This window comes from Sporosarcina sp. GW1-11, from assembly GCF_033088395.1.
Classification (GTDB): Bacteria; Bacillota; Bacilli; order Bacillales_A; family Planococcaceae; genus Sporosarcina.
The window spans coordinates 99,350-118,224 of record NZ_JAPMIW010000007.1; the positions used below are offsets into that span (position 1 = coordinate 99,350).

Annotated in this window: 18 protein-coding genes; 2 read left to right on the forward strand and 16 right to left on the reverse strand. The window is 41.7% G+C overall.

The window, feature by feature from the left end; genetic code table 11:
* Positions 1-28 precede the first annotated feature (28 nt).
* The 15 genes from floA to gpr all read right to left on the reverse strand — a co-directional run bounded on the left by floA (position 29) and on the right by gpr (position 16,671).
* On the reverse strand, positions 29-1,030 hold the full coding sequence (gene floA / locus ORD22_RS06705) for a flotillin-like protein FloA (protein ID WP_411567628.1): 1,002 nt from the start codon (positions 1,028-1,030) through the stop codon (positions 29-31).
* The gene (locus tag ORD22_RS06710) at positions 1,030-2,364 is read right to left on the reverse strand and encodes an NfeD family protein (protein ID WP_317645156.1); all 1,335 of its coding nucleotides are present in this window, start codon (positions 2,362-2,364) and stop codon (positions 1,030-1,032) included. The genes floA and ORD22_RS06710 overlap by 1 nt, the downstream gene beginning before the upstream one ends.
* A gap of 308 nt (positions 2,365-2,672) precedes the next feature.
* Positions 2,673-2,846 (reverse strand): 30S ribosomal protein S21, encoded by a 174-nt coding sequence (rpsU, locus tag ORD22_RS06715; RefSeq protein WP_009496905.1) that lies wholly within the window; start codon positions 2,844-2,846, stop codon positions 2,673-2,675.
* A gap of 141 nt (positions 2,847-2,987) precedes the next feature.
* The gene (gene deoC / locus ORD22_RS06720) at positions 2,988-3,659 is read right to left on the reverse strand and encodes a deoxyribose-phosphate aldolase (protein WP_317645157.1); all 672 of its coding nucleotides are present in this window, start codon (positions 3,657-3,659) and stop codon (positions 2,988-2,990) included.
* Positions 3,660-3,751: 92 nt separating this feature from the next.
* On the reverse strand, positions 3,752-5,092 hold the full coding sequence (mtaB, locus tag ORD22_RS06725) for a tRNA (N(6)-L-threonylcarbamoyladenosine(37)-C(2))-methylthiotransferase MtaB (RefSeq protein ID WP_317645176.1): 1,341 nt from the start codon (positions 5,090-5,092) through the stop codon (positions 3,752-3,754).
* 16 nt (positions 5,093-5,108) lie between these two features.
* Complete coding sequence (locus ORD22_RS06730) at positions 5,109-5,849, reverse strand: 16S rRNA (uracil(1498)-N(3))-methyltransferase (protein ID WP_317645158.1); 741 nt, start codon at positions 5,847-5,849, stop codon at positions 5,109-5,111.
* A gap of 2 nt (positions 5,850-5,851) precedes the next feature.
* Positions 5,852-6,796 (reverse strand): 50S ribosomal protein L11 methyltransferase, encoded by a 945-nt coding sequence (gene prmA, locus ORD22_RS06735; protein ID WP_317645159.1) that lies wholly within the window; start codon positions 6,794-6,796, stop codon positions 5,852-5,854.
* Between the two features lie 15 nt (positions 6,797-6,811).
* Positions 6,812-7,933, reverse strand: coding sequence for a molecular chaperone DnaJ (dnaJ, locus tag ORD22_RS06740; RefSeq protein ID WP_317645160.1), 1,122 nt, complete (start codon positions 7,931-7,933; stop codon positions 6,812-6,814).
* A gap of 136 nt (positions 7,934-8,069) precedes the next feature.
* Complete coding sequence (gene dnaK / locus ORD22_RS06745) at positions 8,070-9,896, reverse strand: molecular chaperone DnaK (protein WP_317645161.1); 1,827 nt, start codon at positions 9,894-9,896, stop codon at positions 8,070-8,072.
* Positions 9,897-9,936: 40 nt separating this feature from the next.
* The gene (gene grpE, locus ORD22_RS06750; RefSeq protein ID WP_317645162.1) at positions 9,937-10,521 is read right to left on the reverse strand and encodes a nucleotide exchange factor GrpE; all 585 of its coding nucleotides are present in this window, start codon (positions 10,519-10,521) and stop codon (positions 9,937-9,939) included.
* Positions 10,518-11,573, reverse strand: a complete 1,056-nt coding sequence (gene hrcA, locus ORD22_RS06755; protein WP_317645163.1) for a heat-inducible transcriptional repressor HrcA — start codon at positions 11,571-11,573, stop codon at positions 10,518-10,520. The genes grpE and hrcA overlap by 4 nt, the downstream gene beginning before the upstream one ends.
* Positions 11,574-11,669: 96 nt before the next feature.
* Positions 11,670-12,803 (reverse strand): radical SAM family heme chaperone HemW, encoded by a 1,134-nt coding sequence (hemW, locus tag ORD22_RS06760; RefSeq protein WP_317645164.1) that lies wholly within the window; start codon positions 12,801-12,803, stop codon positions 11,670-11,672.
* Between the two features lie 69 nt (positions 12,804-12,872).
* Complete coding sequence (lepA, locus tag ORD22_RS06765; RefSeq protein WP_317645165.1) at positions 12,873-14,696, reverse strand: translation elongation factor 4; 1,824 nt, start codon at positions 14,694-14,696, stop codon at positions 12,873-12,875.
* Between the two features lie 83 nt (positions 14,697-14,779).
* Positions 14,780-15,580 carry a stage II sporulation protein P gene (gene spoIIP, locus ORD22_RS06770; RefSeq protein WP_317645166.1) on the reverse strand — a complete coding sequence of 267 codons (801 nt, stop codon included), beginning with the start codon at positions 15,578-15,580 and terminating at the stop codon, positions 14,780-14,782.
* Positions 15,581-15,633: 53 nt separating this feature from the next.
* Entirely contained in the window at positions 15,634-16,671 is a 1,038-nt protein-coding gene (gpr, locus tag ORD22_RS06775; RefSeq protein ID WP_317645167.1) for a GPR endopeptidase, read from the reverse strand.
* A gap of 195 nt (positions 16,672-16,866) precedes the next feature.
* Between gpr and rpsT the strand changes: the two genes are divergently transcribed.
* Positions 16,867-17,118: a 30S ribosomal protein S20 gene (gene rpsT, locus ORD22_RS06780; RefSeq protein ID WP_317645168.1), complete on the forward strand. Its 252-nt coding sequence runs from the start codon at positions 16,867-16,869 to the stop codon at positions 17,116-17,118.
* Positions 17,119-17,166: 48 nt separating this feature from the next.
* On the opposite strand, the gene holA is transcribed toward rpsT, so the two are convergent.
* Positions 17,167-18,174 carry a DNA polymerase III subunit delta gene (gene holA / locus ORD22_RS06785; RefSeq protein WP_317645169.1) on the reverse strand — a complete coding sequence of 336 codons (1,008 nt, stop codon included), beginning with the start codon at positions 18,172-18,174 and terminating at the stop codon, positions 17,167-17,169.
* 125 nt (positions 18,175-18,299) lie between these two features.
* On the opposite strand from holA, the gene ORD22_RS06790 reads away from it, so the two are divergent.
* The gene (locus ORD22_RS06790; RefSeq protein ID WP_317645170.1) at positions 18,300-18,452 is read left to right on the forward strand and encodes a hypothetical protein; all 153 of its coding nucleotides are present in this window, start codon (positions 18,300-18,302) and stop codon (positions 18,450-18,452) included.
* Positions 18,453-18,875: the final 423 nt, after the last annotated feature.

Genomic DNA, 18,875 nt, shown 5'->3' on the forward strand with positions numbered 1-18,875 from the left:
ATCCCCTTCCCGGGAATTCATCGTGTAATTAGTCTTTCTTACCTTCTTTAGATTGTTGCTCTCCGCCTACCTTACTGATGGAGTCACGCATACTTGTGTCAGCTTGAATATTTTTGTAGTTCATGTAATCCATAATTCCGATATTTCCTGAACGCAATGCTTCTGCCATAGCCAAAGGCACTTCAGCTTCTGCACCGACAACTTTCGAGCGCATCTCCTGTGTTTTTGCCTTCATCTCTTGCTCGCTTGCAACAGCCATCGCACGACGTTCTTCTGCTTTTGCTTGTGCAATATTTTTATCTGCCATCGCTTGCTCTGTCTGAAGTTCGGCACCGATGTTTTTACCGATATCAACGTCCGCGATATCAATAGATAGAATTTCAAATGCTGTACCGGAATCTAGACCTTTTTTAAGAACAGTCTGAGAAATCATATCCGGATTTTCAAGTACTTTCGCGTGGCTGACGGAAGAACCGATTGTACTTACGATCCCTTCACCAACACGGGCAACTACAGTTTCCTCACCCGCACCACCAACGAGGCGATCGATATTTGCACGTACTGTAATACGCGCTTTCGCCTTTACTTCGATACCGTTCATCGCAACACCCGCGATAAATGGTGTTTCAATAACTTTCGGGTTAACGGACATTTGAACTGCTTCAAGTACGTCACGCCCCGCCAAGTCAATTGCTTGTGCTCTTTCAAATGTCAAAGCAATGTTCGCACGTTGCGCAGCAATTAAAGCGTTGACAACACGGTCTACGTTACCTCCAGCCAAGTAATGGCTTTCTAATTGGTTAATCGATACTGTCAAGCCCGCTTTATGTGCTTTAATCAGTGGATTAACGACTCTACTCGGAATAACCCGACGCAAGCGCATCCCGATTAGTGTGAAGATACTTACTCGTACGCCTGCTGCAATGGCAGAAATCCATAGCGTTACAGGGACAAACGTGAAGAATACTGCCAGTACGATAATAATGAAAAAGACTGCTACTACCAGTCCAATCGTTCCAAGTCCGGTCATCATAAATTTGTTTCCTCCTCTTTCTTCTTTTCTCTAACTACGATTCTGAAACCTTCAACCGCAACAATCACTACTTCTTTACCGCTTTCAATATAACTACCTTCTGATACAACATCAATACGTTCGCCGTCTAATTCAGCTACGCCCGATGGGTAGAGTGGAGTTAACGTAGTCGCGACTCTATGCAATAGTTCCGTACGGTTTTCATTGGATACATAACCGTCTTCCGTATCGATCGTATCCATTAGGATGATTTTATTCAACAGATGAAGTCTTTTTCCGAAGAATTTCATAATAACCACCATTCCTATACTCGCTACGGCTATCGCAATCAGAACTGAAATTGCCATAAATGCCAAGTTTGTACCCGCTAGTAATATACTTCCTACGATAGCGAGAACCCCGAAGATTCCTGCTATCCCACCTGCAATGAAGAATTCGGCAATGAGAAGTCCTATACCTAAAAGGAATAAGATCAAGGTCTCATATCCCGCTAATCCTGCCACTGTATGCCCATAAAAGAATAAAAACAAGGCAGTGAGTCCCATGGTGCCTGGTATACCGAAGCCTGGTGAATACAATTCTACAATCAATCCAAGACTGGCCACTGACAGTAAAATCGGTACGACAATCGGATTCGTAATGAAACGAGCCGCTTTTTCCGTGAATGTTTCCGTTGTGGAAATGACTGTAGCATCAGCTAAGTCTAGTTTTTGTAGCAACTCATCAAACGTCGCGACAGTCCCCTCACTATAACCTACTTTCTCGGCTTCATCAGCAGTGAGCGTCAATAACTCACCTTTTTGTGCACGAAATTCTGGCATGTCGATTGTTGGATCAGCCATTGCAAGCGCATATTTCGGGTCACGTGGTTTATGCAATGCAGCATTTTTCATTTGTGCCAGCCAATAACTGTTCGCTTTTGTTTCTGCTGCATTCCCAGAACCATCGATAACTTGTGCTGCTCCGATAGAGCCGTTCGGCGTCATGTAGATTTGATCTGCGTAGAGCGCTAAGAACGCGCCTGCCGAAAGTGCCCGGTCGTTGATAAAGGCGACGATTTCTGCGTCTGTCGATTTCATCAGTTTTGCGATTTGATCGGCTGCGTCTACAAAGCCTCCTGGGGTGTCTATATCTAACACAATCGTTTCTGCTCCTGCAGCCTTAGCTTCTTTAAAAGAGCGTTGCAAAAAGGCATGTAGGCCCTTCTCCACTTCTTGATGGAGTGGTACTCGATATACTTTCGTTTCAGCTGCGTCTGAATGTATAAAAGGCAATGCGATTGTTCCGATGAATAAAATGAGCAGAAAAACTGACCTAATCATTTTAGTCATTATTTTCTCACCTCTCTCTACAGCCTATTATACTTACTATTTACGTTTGAAGAAGCATTTGGTTTCATTTAATCAAAAATTAATGAAAAATTAATGAAAAATTTTATCTCATAAAGTTATTGATTGCTCCAATCCTAATTCTACTCCATAAAAGTATGTCTTTACAAAGAGTCAGCTACTCACTTTCAAAATAGCTCTTATTTAATATATCAAGAGAAAACTAAAATAAACCGAAAATCCATGGAAGGATTTTCGGTTTATAAGATATTACATTAATGGTTAAAGTCAAAATTCAATGTAGGCAGAAATTAGAATTTGCGTTTACGTGCCGCTTCTGATTTCTTTTTACGTTTTACACTTGGCTTTTCGTAGAATTCACGCTTTCTTACCTCTTGTATTGTACCACTCTTGGATACAGTACGTTTGAAGCGGCGAAGAGCGTCTTCAAGTGATTCATTTTTGCGAACGACTGTCTTAGTCATATCTCTTGTCCCTCCCTCCGAGCACACTTCGAACATAACAGTATGCTATGTACTATAAAATTATATCGCAAAAAGTTCAACCGGTCAATAAAAAACTATTAGAATATTATTTAGAGTTTCTCAATGCAATTAAAAACCGTGTCAATAATCAGCAGAAGATTGTAGACCTTGCATGATTTCGACACCTGAACTAGCTCCGATGCGCGTTGCTCCGAACTCGATCATTTTTTCAACATCAGCTAGGCTACGCACACCACCAGATGCTTTAACACCAATTTCCGGCCCAACGACAGACCGCATTAATTTCACGTCTTCTGGAGTAGCTCCTCCCGTTGAAAAGCCCGTGGATGTTTTAACGAAGTCTGCACCAGCTAATACCGCTAGTTCGCATGCTCTGCGTTTTTGAACATCGTCGAGTAAAGAGGTTTCGATAATCACCTTTACAATGGCTTTACCTTTTGCCGCTGCGACTACACCTTCGATATCTTGTTGCACTTGTTCAAGTAGTCCACTGTGTAATGCCCCGATATTCAACACCATGTCGATCTCGCTTGCACCGTTGTCGATTGCATCATTCGTTTCACTAACTTTCACTGCTGTCGTGCTTGCACCTAACGGAAAACCGATGACTGTACACACTTTGACAGCTGTACCTTGCAATGCATCCGCTGCTGTCTTAACCCATGTTGGGTTGATACAGACGGAAGCAAATGTATACTTTTTAGCCTCTTCACACAGTTCTAAAACTTGCTGTTTTGTAGCATCAGCCTTTAGCAACGTATGATCAATATAAGCGGCATAATTTCTAGTCAATGAAAGCGCTCCTTTTTACGTTCGTTTCTAACAGTATAACAAAGCCTGTATTTTCTTGCACGAAAAAGACCACCCATCACAGGTGGCCATCCTTAAATATGAAGCTTTTCACCTTCAAGTATACGTACAGGTTGTCCTTCGTTATAAGGATACCCAGCTTTCGTAATTTTTACTCGTACGATTTGTCCGACCATCGATTCGTCAGCTGGCAAGACGACTTTCAGATAGTTATCTGTATAGCCTTCGTAAAGATCTTGCTGTGGATCAAGTTTATAACGCTCTTCTGGAATCACTTCCAGCACTTCGCCTTCAAAACGAGCTGCATATTCTTTCGCCAATTGATCATTCAATGTCAATAAACGATGAACGCGTTCATTTTTTATACTTTCATCGATTTGATCTTCCATACGCGCTGCAGGTGTACCTGTTCTCTTAGAATAAGGGAACACATGTAGTTCAGAAAATTTATGATCACGAATGAAATTATACGTCTCCATAAACTCTTCTTCTGTTTCGCCAGGGAATCCGACGATAACGTCTGAAGTGATTGCGAGTTCAGGTAACGCTTCATTGAGACGAGTCAATCGCTCAGAGAAGAACTCCATCGTATATTTCCGACGCATACGCTTCAAAACGCTATTCGAGCCGGATTGGATTGGAATATGTAAATGCCGGACAACAATATTGGAATCGCGCAAAACATCAATTACTTCATCCGTTAGTTGACTTGCCTCGATTGAACTAATGCGAAGTCGTTTCAAGCCTTTAACTTGGCTTTCTAAATCACGTAGTAGCCGAGCAAGATTATACTCCTTCAGATCTTCGCCATAACCACCTGTATGAATACCCGTTAACACGATTTCCAAGTAGCCCGCATCAACCAATTGCTGGGCTTGACGAATGACTTCTTGTGGATCACGTGAACGCATTAAGCCTCTAGCCCACGGAATGATACAGAACGTACAGAAGTTATTGCATCCTTCCTGGATTTTAAGAGACGCACGAGTACGGTCTGTGAACGTAGGAACATCCAATTCTTCATAGACACGATTTTTCATAATATTACGCACCGCATTGATCGGCTGACGTTCTTCACGGAATTGCTCAATTAAGCCAAGCAATTTTGTACGATCTTGCGTACCTACAACGATATCAACGCCAGGTATTGCCATAATTTCGGCAGGAGATGTTTGCGCATAGCAACCTGTTACACAAATAACGGCATCAGGATTTTTACGGATCGCGCGACGTATTACTTGGCGACTCTTTTTATCTCCTGTATTCGTTACAGTGCATGTATTGATCACATAGACATCGGAATCTTTATCAAAATCTACTCTCTCGTAGTCTGCTTCTTGAAACAACTGCCAAATCGCTTCTGTTTCATAATGGTTCACTTTGCAGCCTAACGTATGAAAAGCAACTGAAGACATAAGCTGCTCACCTCTTTCATTCAAATTCATAAGACATGGCGGACAATGTATATAATGGAGCCGTTTCTGTACGTAAGATCCTTGGACCTAACGACACCGGAAGGAATCCAGCATCTTCTAGTAAAACCGCTTCTTCTCTGGCTAATCCACCTTCAGGACCAAAGACAACGACTATCGATTGTCCATGATACACGTTTTTCAGTCGGTCTGCAATCTTATGTGGCATATCGCTTTTCGCATCTTCTTCATCAGCGAATAACTTAACATCAAAAGTTGCAGCATAGTCAATCATTTGCTTAACCGTTTGGACTGGCATTATTTCAGGAATTTCATTTCGGTGACATTGTTCCGCTGCTTCTTTGGCGATTTTTTGTAATCGTTCTACACGTTTAACGCCTTTTTTCGGATCCCATTTAACGATGGATCGGCTTGTCGCCAAAGGTATAAGCCGTTTCATGCCGAGTTCAGTACCTTTTTGCGTAATCAAATCAAGCTTATCACCTTTTGGAAGACCACAAGCAAGTGTCACAGAAACTGGCATTTCTGTCAGCTGTTCGAGTTCACGTTGCCTCGATACGATAACTTGGTTGTCTAGAATCTCTTCAATAGTCGATACCACGGCAATGCCGCCATAGACTGTTACTATTTCTTGCCCCTCCGTCATACGCATCACTTTAACGATATGTTTACTATCATCACCGCTAATCACGGAAAGGTTTTGTTCATCAAATGGCTGATCAATAAAATAGCGTTGCATAATTATTCACGACCTTTACGAGCAATAATTGCAACCCAGTCTTCCATCAATACCGTTTCGACAATTTCAAATCCGTGCGACATCAAGTCGTTACGTACTTCATCGCGCTTTTGGCCGATAATTCCAGATGCGATAAACAAGCCGCCTGGTTTGACGAGATCATAGGCATCTTTTGAGAAGGACATAATAATGTCGGCCAAAATATTAGCGATGATCAAGTCTGGTGGTTCTTCTATCGCATCTAGTAAATTCGCTTTTAGTACAGTAATCCGGTCTTCTACGTGATTGTAAGCAACGTTTTCTTGTGCTGCACGGACTGCTACTTCATCTAGATCGAGTGCGGTAATGTTTTTCGCACCAAGCAATGCCGCACCAATTGCGAGCACACCTGAGCCAGTACCGACGTCAACAACTGTTTGTTCCGGTTGTAGATATTTCTCTAATGCCTGTAAGCAGAGTACAGTTGTAGGATGTGTCCCCGTACCGAATGCCATACCTGGATCCAATTCAATGATTAATTCATCCGTTTCGACAGGTGTATACTCTTCCCACGTCGGCACGATGGTAAAAACTTTAGAAATTTTTACTGGATGAAAATACTGTTTCCAAGAATTTTCCCAGTCCTGCTCATCGACTTCTGTGATGCCGATCGTAAAGCGTCCTGGATCCAATGAAAACTCACGGAGTCCTTCAATTTCGAGTTCTAGTTTTTGGACGGTTTCGTTGATGAAACTATTCACCGGCAAATATGCTTTAATGATGACACCTTCACTTGGAAAGTCATCTTTATCCAATGCATAGAGTTCACCGTAGACATCGACTCGTTCTTTATCAGGTTCTTCGGAATCTTCAATAACGACTCCGCTCGCTCCTGCTTCATGCAAGATATTTGCCACCGCTTCGGTAGCTTCATGCGTCGTATGGACGGAAACTTCAGACCATTTCACAGTTGTTCAATCCTTTCATTCGCCTTTGAAAGTACGTTTGATTTTGTCAAAGAATGAGCTAGAATACTCATCCGGTGATTCACCTTCAATAGAAGCAAACTCACGCAATAATTCTTTTTGTTTTTCTGTCATTTTCTTCGGAGTCGCAACTTTAACAATGACGTGCTGATCTCCTATACCGTGACCGTGAACGTTCGGTACTCCTTTACCACGTAAACGGAAGTTTGTACCGTTTTGTGTACCTGCTGGGATTTTCAACTTCACTTTACCATGCACAGTCGGCACTTCCAATTCATCTCCAAGTGCAGCTTGCGGGAACGTCAATGTGAGTTCTAAAATAATATCGTCTTCTTCTCGAATGAAACGACTATGTGGACGTACATTAAAGACAATATATAAATCTCCCGGAGGTCCACCGTTTATGCCCGCTTCCCCTTGGCCTCCTACGCGTAAACGCTGACCTTGGTCTACTCCTGCAGGAATACTTACTTTAATAACTTTGTTTTTCGTTACGCGACCTTTACCGTAACAAGTTGTACATTTTTCAGGAATGATTTTACCCGTACCTTGACATGTTGAACATGTTCTACGGTTCACTACTTGACCAAATGGTGTGTTTTGGGTAGCGGAAACTTCACCCGCACCATTACATGTTGTACATGTTTTGACACTCGTGCCTTTTTTAGCACCAGATCCGTCACATGTAGAACATTCTTCTTCACGTGGGATTTCAATTTCAGTTTCTTTACCGAAAATTGCATCCATGAAGTCTACAGTCATCGTGTATTGAAGATCATTACCTTTTTGCGGTGCATTTGGATCTCTTCTTCTTCCACTACCACCAAAGAACGTACTGAAAATATCCTCAAAACCAAAACCATCTCCACCGCCTCCACCGAATCCACCAAATCCTTGTCCGGGTCCAGCATGGCCAAATTGGTCATATTCTGCGCGTCTATTCTCATCACTTAATACTTCAAACGCTTCTGTTACTTCTTTGAATTTCAATTCTGCATCATCGGCTTTGTTCAAGTCTGGATGATATGTTTTTGACAGTTTTCGATACGCTTTACGGATTTCTTCCTTCGATGCGGATTTGGAAACCCCTAGCACGTCGTAATAATCTCTTTTACTCATATACTGCACCCCTCATCGCATTTTACCTGTGGTTCATTGTAACATGTCGAACCGACTTTTGTTATGATAACGAACGAAAAAGTCAAAGCCGGAATTCGGACTTTGACTTTTCCGTCAATAGCTATATCACTATGGATTACTTCTTGTCTTTGTCGTCTACTTCTTCAAAATCAGCATCGACTACATCGTCGTCTGCTTTTCCTTCTTCACCTTGTGCAGCTTGTGCTTCTGCTGCTGCTTGCTCATACAGTTTAACAGAAAGCGCTTGGACTAAACCGTCTAGCTTTTCTTTCTTTTCACGGATTTGCTCAAGTTCTCCAGATTCATTAGCCGTTTTTAGTTCTTCTAGTGCTGCTTCTGCTTCTTTTACTTCAGCTTCGTCCACTTTACCTTCTAGATCTTTAAGCGTCTTTTCCGCCATGAATACTAGCTGATCTGCTTCGTTGCGTAATTCTGCTTCTTCTTTACGCTTCTTATCTTCTTCAGCATGCGCTTCTGCATCTTTAACCATTTGATCGATTTCTTCATCAGAAAGACCTGAACTAGACTGGATTGTGATGTTCTGTTCTTTTTGAGTGCCTAGATCTTTCGCTTTAACATTTACGATACCGTTTTTATCAATATCAAATGTTACTTCGATTTGTGGAACGCCACGTGGTGCTGGTGGAATATCCGTCAATTGGAAACGACCTAGTGTTTTGTTATCAGTCGCCATTGGACGCTCACCTTGTAATACATGGATGTCTACTGCCGGCTGGTTATCTGCCGCTGTTGAGAACACCTGTGATTTACTTGTAGGGATTGTCGTGTTGCGTTCAATTAATTTCGTGAATACAGAACCCATCGTTTCAATACCTAGAGAAAGTGGAGTTACGTCAAGTAATACAACGTCTTTTACATCACCTGTAAGGATTGAACCTTGAACTGCTGCACCCATTGCTACTACTTCGTCTGGATTCACGCCTTTAAATGGCTCTTTTCCTGTTGCTTTTTTGATAGCTTCTTGAACTGCTGGGATACGTGTAGATCCACCAACAAGAATGACGCGATCGATGTCAGATGGAGATAGGTCTGCATCTTTAAGTGCTTGACGTGTAGGTACCATAGAACGCTCTACAAGATCTGCCGTTAACTCATCAAACTTACCGCGAGTCAATGTGATTTCTAAGTGAAGTGGACCTGCTTCTCCTGCCGTGATGAACGGTAGCGAAATTTGAGTGGATGTTACACCAGACAAGTCTTTCTTCGCTTTTTCAGCTGCATCTTTCAAACGTTGCATAGCCATTTTATCTTTTGAAAGGTCAATTGCATTTTCTTTACGGAACTCTTGTACTAAATAGTCCATGATGATTTCATCAAAGTCGTCACCGCCAAGTTTGTTGTCACCTGCAGTTGAACGTACTTGGAATACACCATCACCAAGCTCTAGGATTGATACGTCAAACGTACCGCCACCTAAATCATATACAAGAATTGTTTGGTCTTCATCCGTTTTATCCAAACCGTATGCAAGTGCTGCTGCTGTCGGCTCGTTGATAATACGCTCTACTTCTAGTCCTGCGATTGTTCCAGCGTCTTTTGTTGCTTGACGTTGCGCATCGTTAAAGTAAGCAGGTACAGTAACTACCGCTTTCGTTACTTTTTCGCCTAAATACTCTTCTGCATAGCCTTTCATGTATTGAAGAATCATTGCAGAAACTTCTTGTGGAGAATACTCTTTGCCGTCAACTTCTACTTTATAGTCCGTACCCATATGTCTTTTCACAGACATGATTGTGTTTGGATTCGTGATTGATTGACGCTTTGCAACTTCTCCTACTTGACGCTCGCCGTTTTTAAATGCAACGACTGATGGAGATGTACGGTTACCTTCTGGATTCGGAATAACTTTTGCTTCTCCGCCTTCATATACTGCTACTACTGAGTTTGTTGTACCTAAGTCAATACCAATAATTTTACTCATGTTTAATTTTCCTCCCAAAATATCTCTAAATTAGTTTAGTTTATTCGTTCACTTTGACCATTGAAGGACGTAGAACGCGATCTTTTAACTTATATCCTTTTTGCAGTTCTTCCAAAACAATTCCTGACTCTTTTTCGTCGTCCTTACCTGTCATGACTGCTTGATGGAAGTTCGGATCAAACTCTTGATCCAAAGCTGGAATTTCTTCCAAGCCTTCCGATTTCAATGCTTCAACCAATGAACGATACACCATGTCCATACCTGTTAAAAGCGATTGTGTTTCTGCTTCTTTCGCTTCAACAGAAAGTGCACGTTCGAAGTTATCCAGCACCGGCAATACATTGACCATGACGTTTTGTGCGCGATACGTTTGCAACGCTTGGTAATCAAGAGCAGCTCGCCGCTTGACATTTTCCATATCTGCCATGACACGTAATTTCTTGCTTTCTTCTTCTTCAAGAGCTTTTGTTAATTCATCTATTTTTTTTGCTTGCTCATCTTCTTCAGTAACTTCTACAACCTCTTCCTGCTCTTCTGGTTGTTCAGCCGTTTCAGTAAGCTCTTCGTCCGAGACTGCTTCGTTTACTTCAACTTCTTGTTCGTTAAGCTCTTCTTGTTCCTTCACTTGTCTTGCCTCCTGTCTGTTTCTTGTCCGAATGTTAATCGATGGAGCGCAGTAGATAAATCATGGCTTAACGTATCAAGCAACGTGATCACCCTTGCATAATCCATTCGCTTCGGACCGATAATCGCAATGGAACCTTCCATATTCTCTCCTGCAGAGTATGTGGAAGTGATGACGCTATAATCTTCCATATTGATTACTTTATTCTCAGAACCAATACGAACTTGAATGCCTTGACCGTTTTTCTGAAAAAGATCCATCGCTGGATTACCTTTTTCAATTAGTTCAAAGAATGACTTCATTTTTTGGAAATCATGAAATTCAGGTTGTTTCCACATATTCAATTTACCACCGAAGTAAAGACGTTCTTCAGGCTCCACCGCAATCGCTTGTTGCAAGGAGCTAAAGAGCTGTTCAGCTTGATGAATATGCTGTTCAAATACATATTTTGCTTCTTGTAATAATTTTTGTTGAAGCTGGACGAGCGAAGTGCCAATTAGGCGTTCATTTAAAATATTGACCGTCTTTTCGATTTCCGAAGCAGTGAAACCTGGCGGGACATCGAATATTCGATTTTCCACATGCCCATTATCTGTGACAATAATCGCGACTGCTCGTTGTTGATCCAATGGAACAATGGAAAACTTCTTGACGGCGTGCATAGATGTATCAGGTCCGAGTAGAATCGTTGTGTAATTCGTCAGTTCCGATAATATCGTTGCTGAGTTTCGAATCAACTCTTCCGATTCCCCTACTTGATCCTGAAACAATGTACGCAATTGCAAGCTGTCTTCTAAAGCTAACGTTTGTGGTTGTAATAAATGATCCACAAAAAAACGATAGCCTTTTTCAGAAGGTACTCTTCCAGACGATGTGTGAGTCTTTTCTAAATAACCCATATCCTCCAGATCCGCCATGTCATTCCGAATCGTTGCCGAACTAAATGGCGCTTCCGGCTTCTTTGACAGTTGCCTGGACCCTACAGGTTGTGCAGAATCGATAAAATCTTTCACTGTCAATTGTAGTATGAGCAATTGTCTGTTTGTCAACATGATCATCACTCCTGTTAGCACTCATTAACTCCGAGTGCTAATACTACTCATAATTTATCAAATTCTGTTTTAGCTGTCAACGATTCGAACTCATAGTTAGAGTAAAAACTGTTCAAATACATAATTCCCTTGAAAAACACCTTTTCTAGTTAGGCATAGACGGTCTTCTTTTTGCTGTAATAGTCCTTGTTGTTGCATACTTTCAATTGGTTTGTCGAATACATCTTGTATAGATGTTGCAAACTTTTCTTTAAAATGCTTCATCGATACGCCTTCCATTTTACGCAAACCTAAAAACATTTCCTCTTCCATCGATTCAGCTAGCGTCACAGTATGCGTTTCCTTGATCGGTAAGCGACCGGCTTCTAGTTGTTCAATATAATGTCGTAACGGGCCCACATTTGCATAGCGTTGTGTACCGAGATAGCCATGCGCACCGGCACCAATTCCAGCGTACTGGGCATTTTCCCAATAAATTAAGTTGTGGTATGACGGTGATCCTGGAACTGCGAAATTGCTAATTTCATATTGCTGTCGATTTGCTGCATTCATCCGATCAATTACCATAGCGAACATTTCAGCTTCCGCATCCACGCCCGGCAACGGCAACTTCCCTTTCACCATCCGATTATAAAAGACGGTTTTCGGCTCAACGATTAATGAATAAGCCGAGTAATGCGGAAGATTGAGTGCCAATGCACGATCCAAAGTTTCTTCCCATTCTTTCACTGTTTGTGTCGGTAATGCGTACATTAGGTCGATACTGATGTTTTCAAATCCAATCGCGCGTGCTGTAGAAATCACATATTCAACATCGTCATTTGAATGTGTTCTACCAATTTGATTTAACAGACGATTATTGAATGACTGCACGCCAATAGATAAGCGATTAACACCTTTTTCTTTCAATATCGCAAGCTGACCTTCTGATAAATCATCAGGGTTCGCTTCCGTTGTGAATTCACGCAACGTTGGCACGTTGATATACTGCGCAACGATTGTTAGTAAGCGGTCAAGTTGCGCAACGTTTAGCGCAGTAGGTGTTCCGCCACCAAGGAAAACAGTTTCTACTTCTTCAAATGAATGTCCTGCTTCTTGCATCAGCCGAAATTCCTTACCAATGGATTCGATATATTGATCGACGGGCTGATTTTTCAAAAATACTTTATTGAAATCGCAGTAATGACAAATTTGCTGGCAAAACGGTATATGGATATACACTCCCCGCATGCTGTCACTTCCTTTTAGTTAAGTATGTAAACGTCAAAAAGAGGGCGCCTCTGCCCTCTCTTTTACATGTTAATCTTCGTCCATCTTCAAGACGGCCATGAACGCCTCTTGAGGCACTTCGACCGAACCGACTTGTTTCATCTTCTTCTTACCTTCTTTTTGCTTTTCAAGAAGTTTACGTTTACGAGAAATATCTCCACCATAACATTTCGCCAAGACGTTCTTGCCTATCGATTTAATCGTTGAACGAGCAACGATTTTTTGACCGATTGCTGCCTGAACTGGCACTTCAAACTGTTGTCTAGGAATGAGTGATTTCAATTTTTCTACGATTGCTTTACCGCGCTCATAACTAAAGTCTTTATGGACTATGAAGCTAAGCGCATCGACTGTTTCACCATTCAATAGGATATCCATCTTCACAAGCTTCGAACGCTTATAGCCGATTAATTCGTAGTCAAGTGATGCGTAACCTTTTGTGCTTGATTTTAATTGGTCAAAGAAATCATAGACAATTTCGGCTAATGGCAATTCATAAATGACATTCACACGCGTGCTGTCCATGTAGTCCATTGTTTTGAAATCTCCACGCTTTTGTTGGCACAATTCCATAACTGCACCTACGTAATCGTTAGGCACCATGATGGATGCTTTAACATAAGGTTCTTCTACATAATCCACTTTTTGTGCAGACGGCATCATAGAAGGATTATCGACATTTATTGATGAACCATCCGTTAAATTCACTTTATAAATAACACTTGGGGCAGTAGTAATTAGATCAATTTTGAATTCTCGTTCGATCCGCTCTTGGATGATTTCCATATGCAATAGCCCCAAGAAACCACAGCGATAACCAAATCCAAGCGCTTGTGATGTCTCTGCTTCGTATTCCAAAGCGGAGTCATTTAGCTCAAGTTTTTCAAGCGCTTCCCGCAAGTCGTTATATTTTGACGTGTCGATTGGGTACAATCCACAAAACACCATTGGATTCATCCGACGATAGCCTGGCAATGCTTCAGGTGCAGGGTCATTAACAAGTGTAATCGTATCTCCCACTTGTGTATCTCCGACGTTTTTAATAGAAGCTGATAAGAATCCGACATCTCCTACCGTCAATTCTTCGCGTGGAGAAATTGTCGGTGTAAAGACGCCTGTTTCCAACACTTCAAATTCTTTACCTGTTGCCATCATACGGATTTTATCACCCGGTTTTACTTTTCCTTCGACGATTCGGATGTTAACGATAACACCTTTATATTGATCATAATGGGAATCAAAAATCAGCGCTTTTAGCGGTGCATCCGGATCACCCTCAGGTGCGGGTACTTTTTCTACAATTTGTTCAAGAATTTCTTCAATACCAATACCTGCTTTCGCTGAAGCAAGAACTGCTTCAGAAGCATCCAGTCCGATAACGTCTTCAATTTCTTGTTTAACTCTTTCAGGATCTGCGGCTGGTAAGTCAATTTTGTTAATGACTGGAAGAATCTCCAAGTCATTATCCAACGCTAAATAAACGTTTGCTAATGTTTGGGCTTCGATTCCTTGCGCTGCGTCTACTACGAGGATTGCTCCCTCACAAGCAGCCAAACTACGTGACACCTCATAAGTAAAATCGACGTGTCCTGGTGTATCGATTAAGTGGAACGTATACTCTTCACCATTTTTTGCATTGTATGTTAACTGGACGGCATTCAATTTAATCGTAATGCCACGCTCGCGCTCCAAGTCCATAGAATCCAATGTTTGTGATTTCAAATTACGTTTGCTTACCGTTTCAGTTTTCTCCAAAATACGATCAGCTAGGGTTGATTTCCCGTGATCAATATGGGCGATAATTGAAAAGTTTCGTATATTCTTCTGACGTGCCGTTCTTTGCTCTTGATTCATCCATGTTCACTCCTACACATACGTACCTATTTAAGCTACTTGAATTATAGCAGTGAACTGTACAGACTTCAATATCTGAGCGGTTATTGCACCATCAGTAAGGTGGAAATAGACTCTCCTATGACAGAAAGTGATTGATTTAGTTCAACTTCAGTATTACCAACGCCGCCTAGTTCCACTAAAATCATACTCGTGTCTAAGTCCTGATTGTATTTACCGTCAACACCACGACCACCTTTGATGATGATATCTCGTGTAATACCAGGTACGCGTTTCTCCAATTCATTCTTCAACTGTTTCGCTTTCGTCAAGTTCTTGTCATAATACGGGTGCTCTCTTCCGATAACGAACGCAATTTTGGCATAGCGTTGTCCACCATGTGTAATCGTCGTTCTTGCGGGGCCTAACGAGTCTCTATGCAAATCAATGACTAAATCATATTGCTGATTGCGGACTTTTTCTTCTACATATGGACGAATGGCGCCATAAGATCGATGATAAGGAATTTTCTTTTGTTGCATGATTTTGGTGATATCAATATCCAATTGTTCCGCCGTGATACCGTGGACAAGTAAATTATCTTTTAATCTAGCTCCCATTTTTAAAATATTTTCCGAATGATGAGAAGCGGTGACTTTTCCATTGACTGCTTTCGTAATCGGTTCATAAGCTTCATGGGAGTGAGCGGAATAAATCAACACACGTCCTTCCGCTTTTGGTTTCATATCTTCCTCTAGCACATTGGATGCATAAACAATCATGCTAGGTTCCTTTAAAGAGAAGGTGGATGGATTAGTCGACTGCTTCGGTAGGAACTGCAGAACTACTGGGAAGATGAATAAAATGAAAATGAAGCTCATCCAGATTTGCAAGGTTTTTTTCATTGTGATCCCTCCATCTTCCACTCTATGCAGAAGAAAAAAGGTCAATGACTGGATTAGCTTTTTACTTTATGAATCCAATCCATTAACGAAGTGGACAATGCGGAAGCATAATTAGCTACCCATGAATCAATTTCTTTAGGGGAGATAAATGTAGCTAGTTCTTGTGCAGTTAACACTTCCTCAAACAATTGAACGCGCTCGTCATGCGTCCAAGCTGACCAATCACCAAAGATGGGGGCAAGTGACGTCCGATCAGCATCTGCTTTTATATGCTGGGGAAAGCGCCCTGTAGCGAGCTTCGAAGACGGCATATCCGACTCTTCAATTTTTGCGGCAATATAGCCAAACATCGTGTCGATTGCATCTGCCACAAGTACAGGTCCATCGACGACGGTCGGTACGCCAATTGCGATTACAGGAATTCCTAAGCTATTCTCCGATAACTCTTTACGGCTATTCCCTACTCCTGATCCCGGATGAATGCCTGTATCGGTTAATTGGATTGTTCGACAAAGGCGTGAACTGCTTCTAGCAGCAAGTGCATCCACTACAATTAGTGCATCCGGCTTTGCCTGATCTATAATGGCTTTTACGAATGAAGCTGTTTCTAAGCCCGTTTGAATCGTCACACCAGGAGCATAGACAATGATGTCACTTTCATCTGATTCATAATAATCAGGAATAACTTCTTTCACATAATCCATCGTTAATGGACCGACCGCATCTGGTGTAATATCACGATTACCAAGACCAATCAATAATAGCTTCTTAGCTTGATTAGGTATCTTTTCTTCAATTAACTGCGACATGTTCTCCACAACTAGCGTACATAACTTCTGTATTTCGTCCGTTTCGTGAACAGCGAGTGCCGGAACGGTCAATGTGATATACGTTCCTTTGGCTTTTCCAATTTCCTCCTCACCTTCTGCATCCACTTTTACAGTTGTCGCCTTTATACGTCCTAGTGTTTGTTCCTCTACTTCAATACCAGACTTTTTCTTTAAAGCTTTCTCTTCACCCGCACTCTGATGCCTAACAAATTCATCACTTTCATCGATCAAATCTGTACGATAATAATTGATTTCGCTCATTAATCTCACCTCTATCCAATAGTTTGCGCCAAAAACTCACGTTTATTCTAAGAAATGTTGCTGTAAAGTCTAAATCCTTTACCTTTTTTTCTTGCATTATCTCGCTAGCTTTGTTAAAATTGTGCTTGTTGTAAAGAGATGTCCGGATGATTGTGGAAACACTCTTGCTATACCTAAAAGCTGGAGGTGAATTAAATGCCAAACATTAAAGGTGCTATCAAACGCGTTAAACAAAGCGCTGCTGCTAACGCGCAAAACTCTCATGTGAAAGCTTCTATGCGTACTGCAATCCGTAAAGCGGATGCTGCTATTCTTGCAAACGAAGAAAACGCACAAGAATTAGTGAAAGTTGCTGTGAAAAAAGTGGACACTGCTGCTCGTAAGGGTCTTATCCATAAAAACACTGCTGCTCGTCAAAAATCACGTCTAACTAAAAAAGCTCAATAAAACATGTAAAGACTGCCTCTTCTTGAGGGCAGTCTTTTTTATATGTTCTTATAAGCCATTCATTAGAAACAATTCTAGCCTTCTTTGTCGGTTGCCACTCGTTGTCTTTAATTGCAGGTCAATCGTTGCTAAGTCATTCAATGCTTTTAATAGAATCGGTAACGGCGGAAGACTGCGCTGCATCATTAATTTAACGCGGTACGGGTGAATACGAAGTGTTGTCGCTATCTGTTGTTGCTGATAACCTTTTTTACGTAAATTCACTACGTGGATCATTAAACGTACTTGGCTGGCGATTAAAGACGTCAGCATGATCGGTTCTTCTCCATTACGGATTAAATCATGATAGACCGCTAAAGAATCAGCCTTTTTCCCATTAATAAAAGAATCCGTCAGTCGAAAAACATCCATCTCAGGTGTTCGCGCGACTAGTTGTTCGATCATATCAATCGTAACAGTTCCTTTGAAAGCTAAATACGCAGCAATCTTGTCCACTTCAGTAGAAAGTGTCAAAAGATCGGTACCCGCCATCTCCATAAGAAATGTAGCTTCATTTTTCTCAAACACAATCCCTTTATCTTTCCCTTGCTGCATAATCCATGTCGTCAAATCTTGGCCTTGTAATGTGACACCTTCTACGACAACTGCATGCTTCTTCATCTTCTTCGTAATTTTCTTACGTGCATCCAATTTTTCATAAGGTGCAATAAATACGACCGTAGCTGTCGGCGACGGATTTTCTAACCATTTCTCAAGCAAATCCAATTGATGATTTTGCTTTTCTTTTGATTGATCCGTCGCTTTTAGAAACGAACAGTTTTTTGCGACAATGAGCTTATGTTCAACCAAGAACGGTAATTCATCCGCCACTTCAAGAACGGCTTGAATCGGAATTTCTTCCAAATCAAAACGATTCACTTCAGCAGATGTCATGCCAGGCACTGCACGTATCAATTTCTTGACGGTTTCATCCAGCAAATGCTGTTCAGTTCCTGTCAGCAAATAAACTGGCTGCACATCACCTTTTTCAATTGCACTCCATATTTTTGTAACCATTCTGTTCACCTCAACTAACCATTTCTCTATCCATTAGAGTATCATTTCTTTACGCAAAATCCTTTAGTAACTATACATGAAAACAGACAAGTTCTCCATACTAGCAACAAAAGGAGGTCTTTTTTATGAAAAAGCGTAAGAGCAACAGGGTGACACTAAAAAAGAATGTGAAGGAAGAAATTTCAATGGAGTTGGCGGAACTCGGTAATTTACAGCCGAAGCAAGAGCCTATGACGCCCAATCACCGTGAAACCGCAGAGAAAGATCGGCATTATTGAGGTTTTGTCGTCGCTCGACTTTTTTACGATACTGAAATTAGTATAGGTCAGCTTTCTATCAACGCTTCGGCACGTGGGGGATTGCCTCACGCCATGAGCCAACAAGCAAAATGCGCTAGTTGTCTCATGGCTTCGGCCGACCCCGCAGTTGTGCCTTCGCTAGTGAGTACAGCGCAGTTTTTGTAGGCTTTCGTACAGGGGAAAACCATTTTGTCTTGGATCGTTGCTCGACTTTTTTACGATACTGAAATTAGTATAGGTCCGCTTTCTATCAACGCTTCGGCACGTGGGGGATTGCCTCCCGCCATGAGCCAACTAGCAAAGAACGCTAGCTGTCTCATGGCTTCGGCCGACCCCGCAGTTGTGCCTTCGCTGGTGAGTACAGTGTAGTTTTAGTGGGCTTTGGCACTTACCGAATTAAAC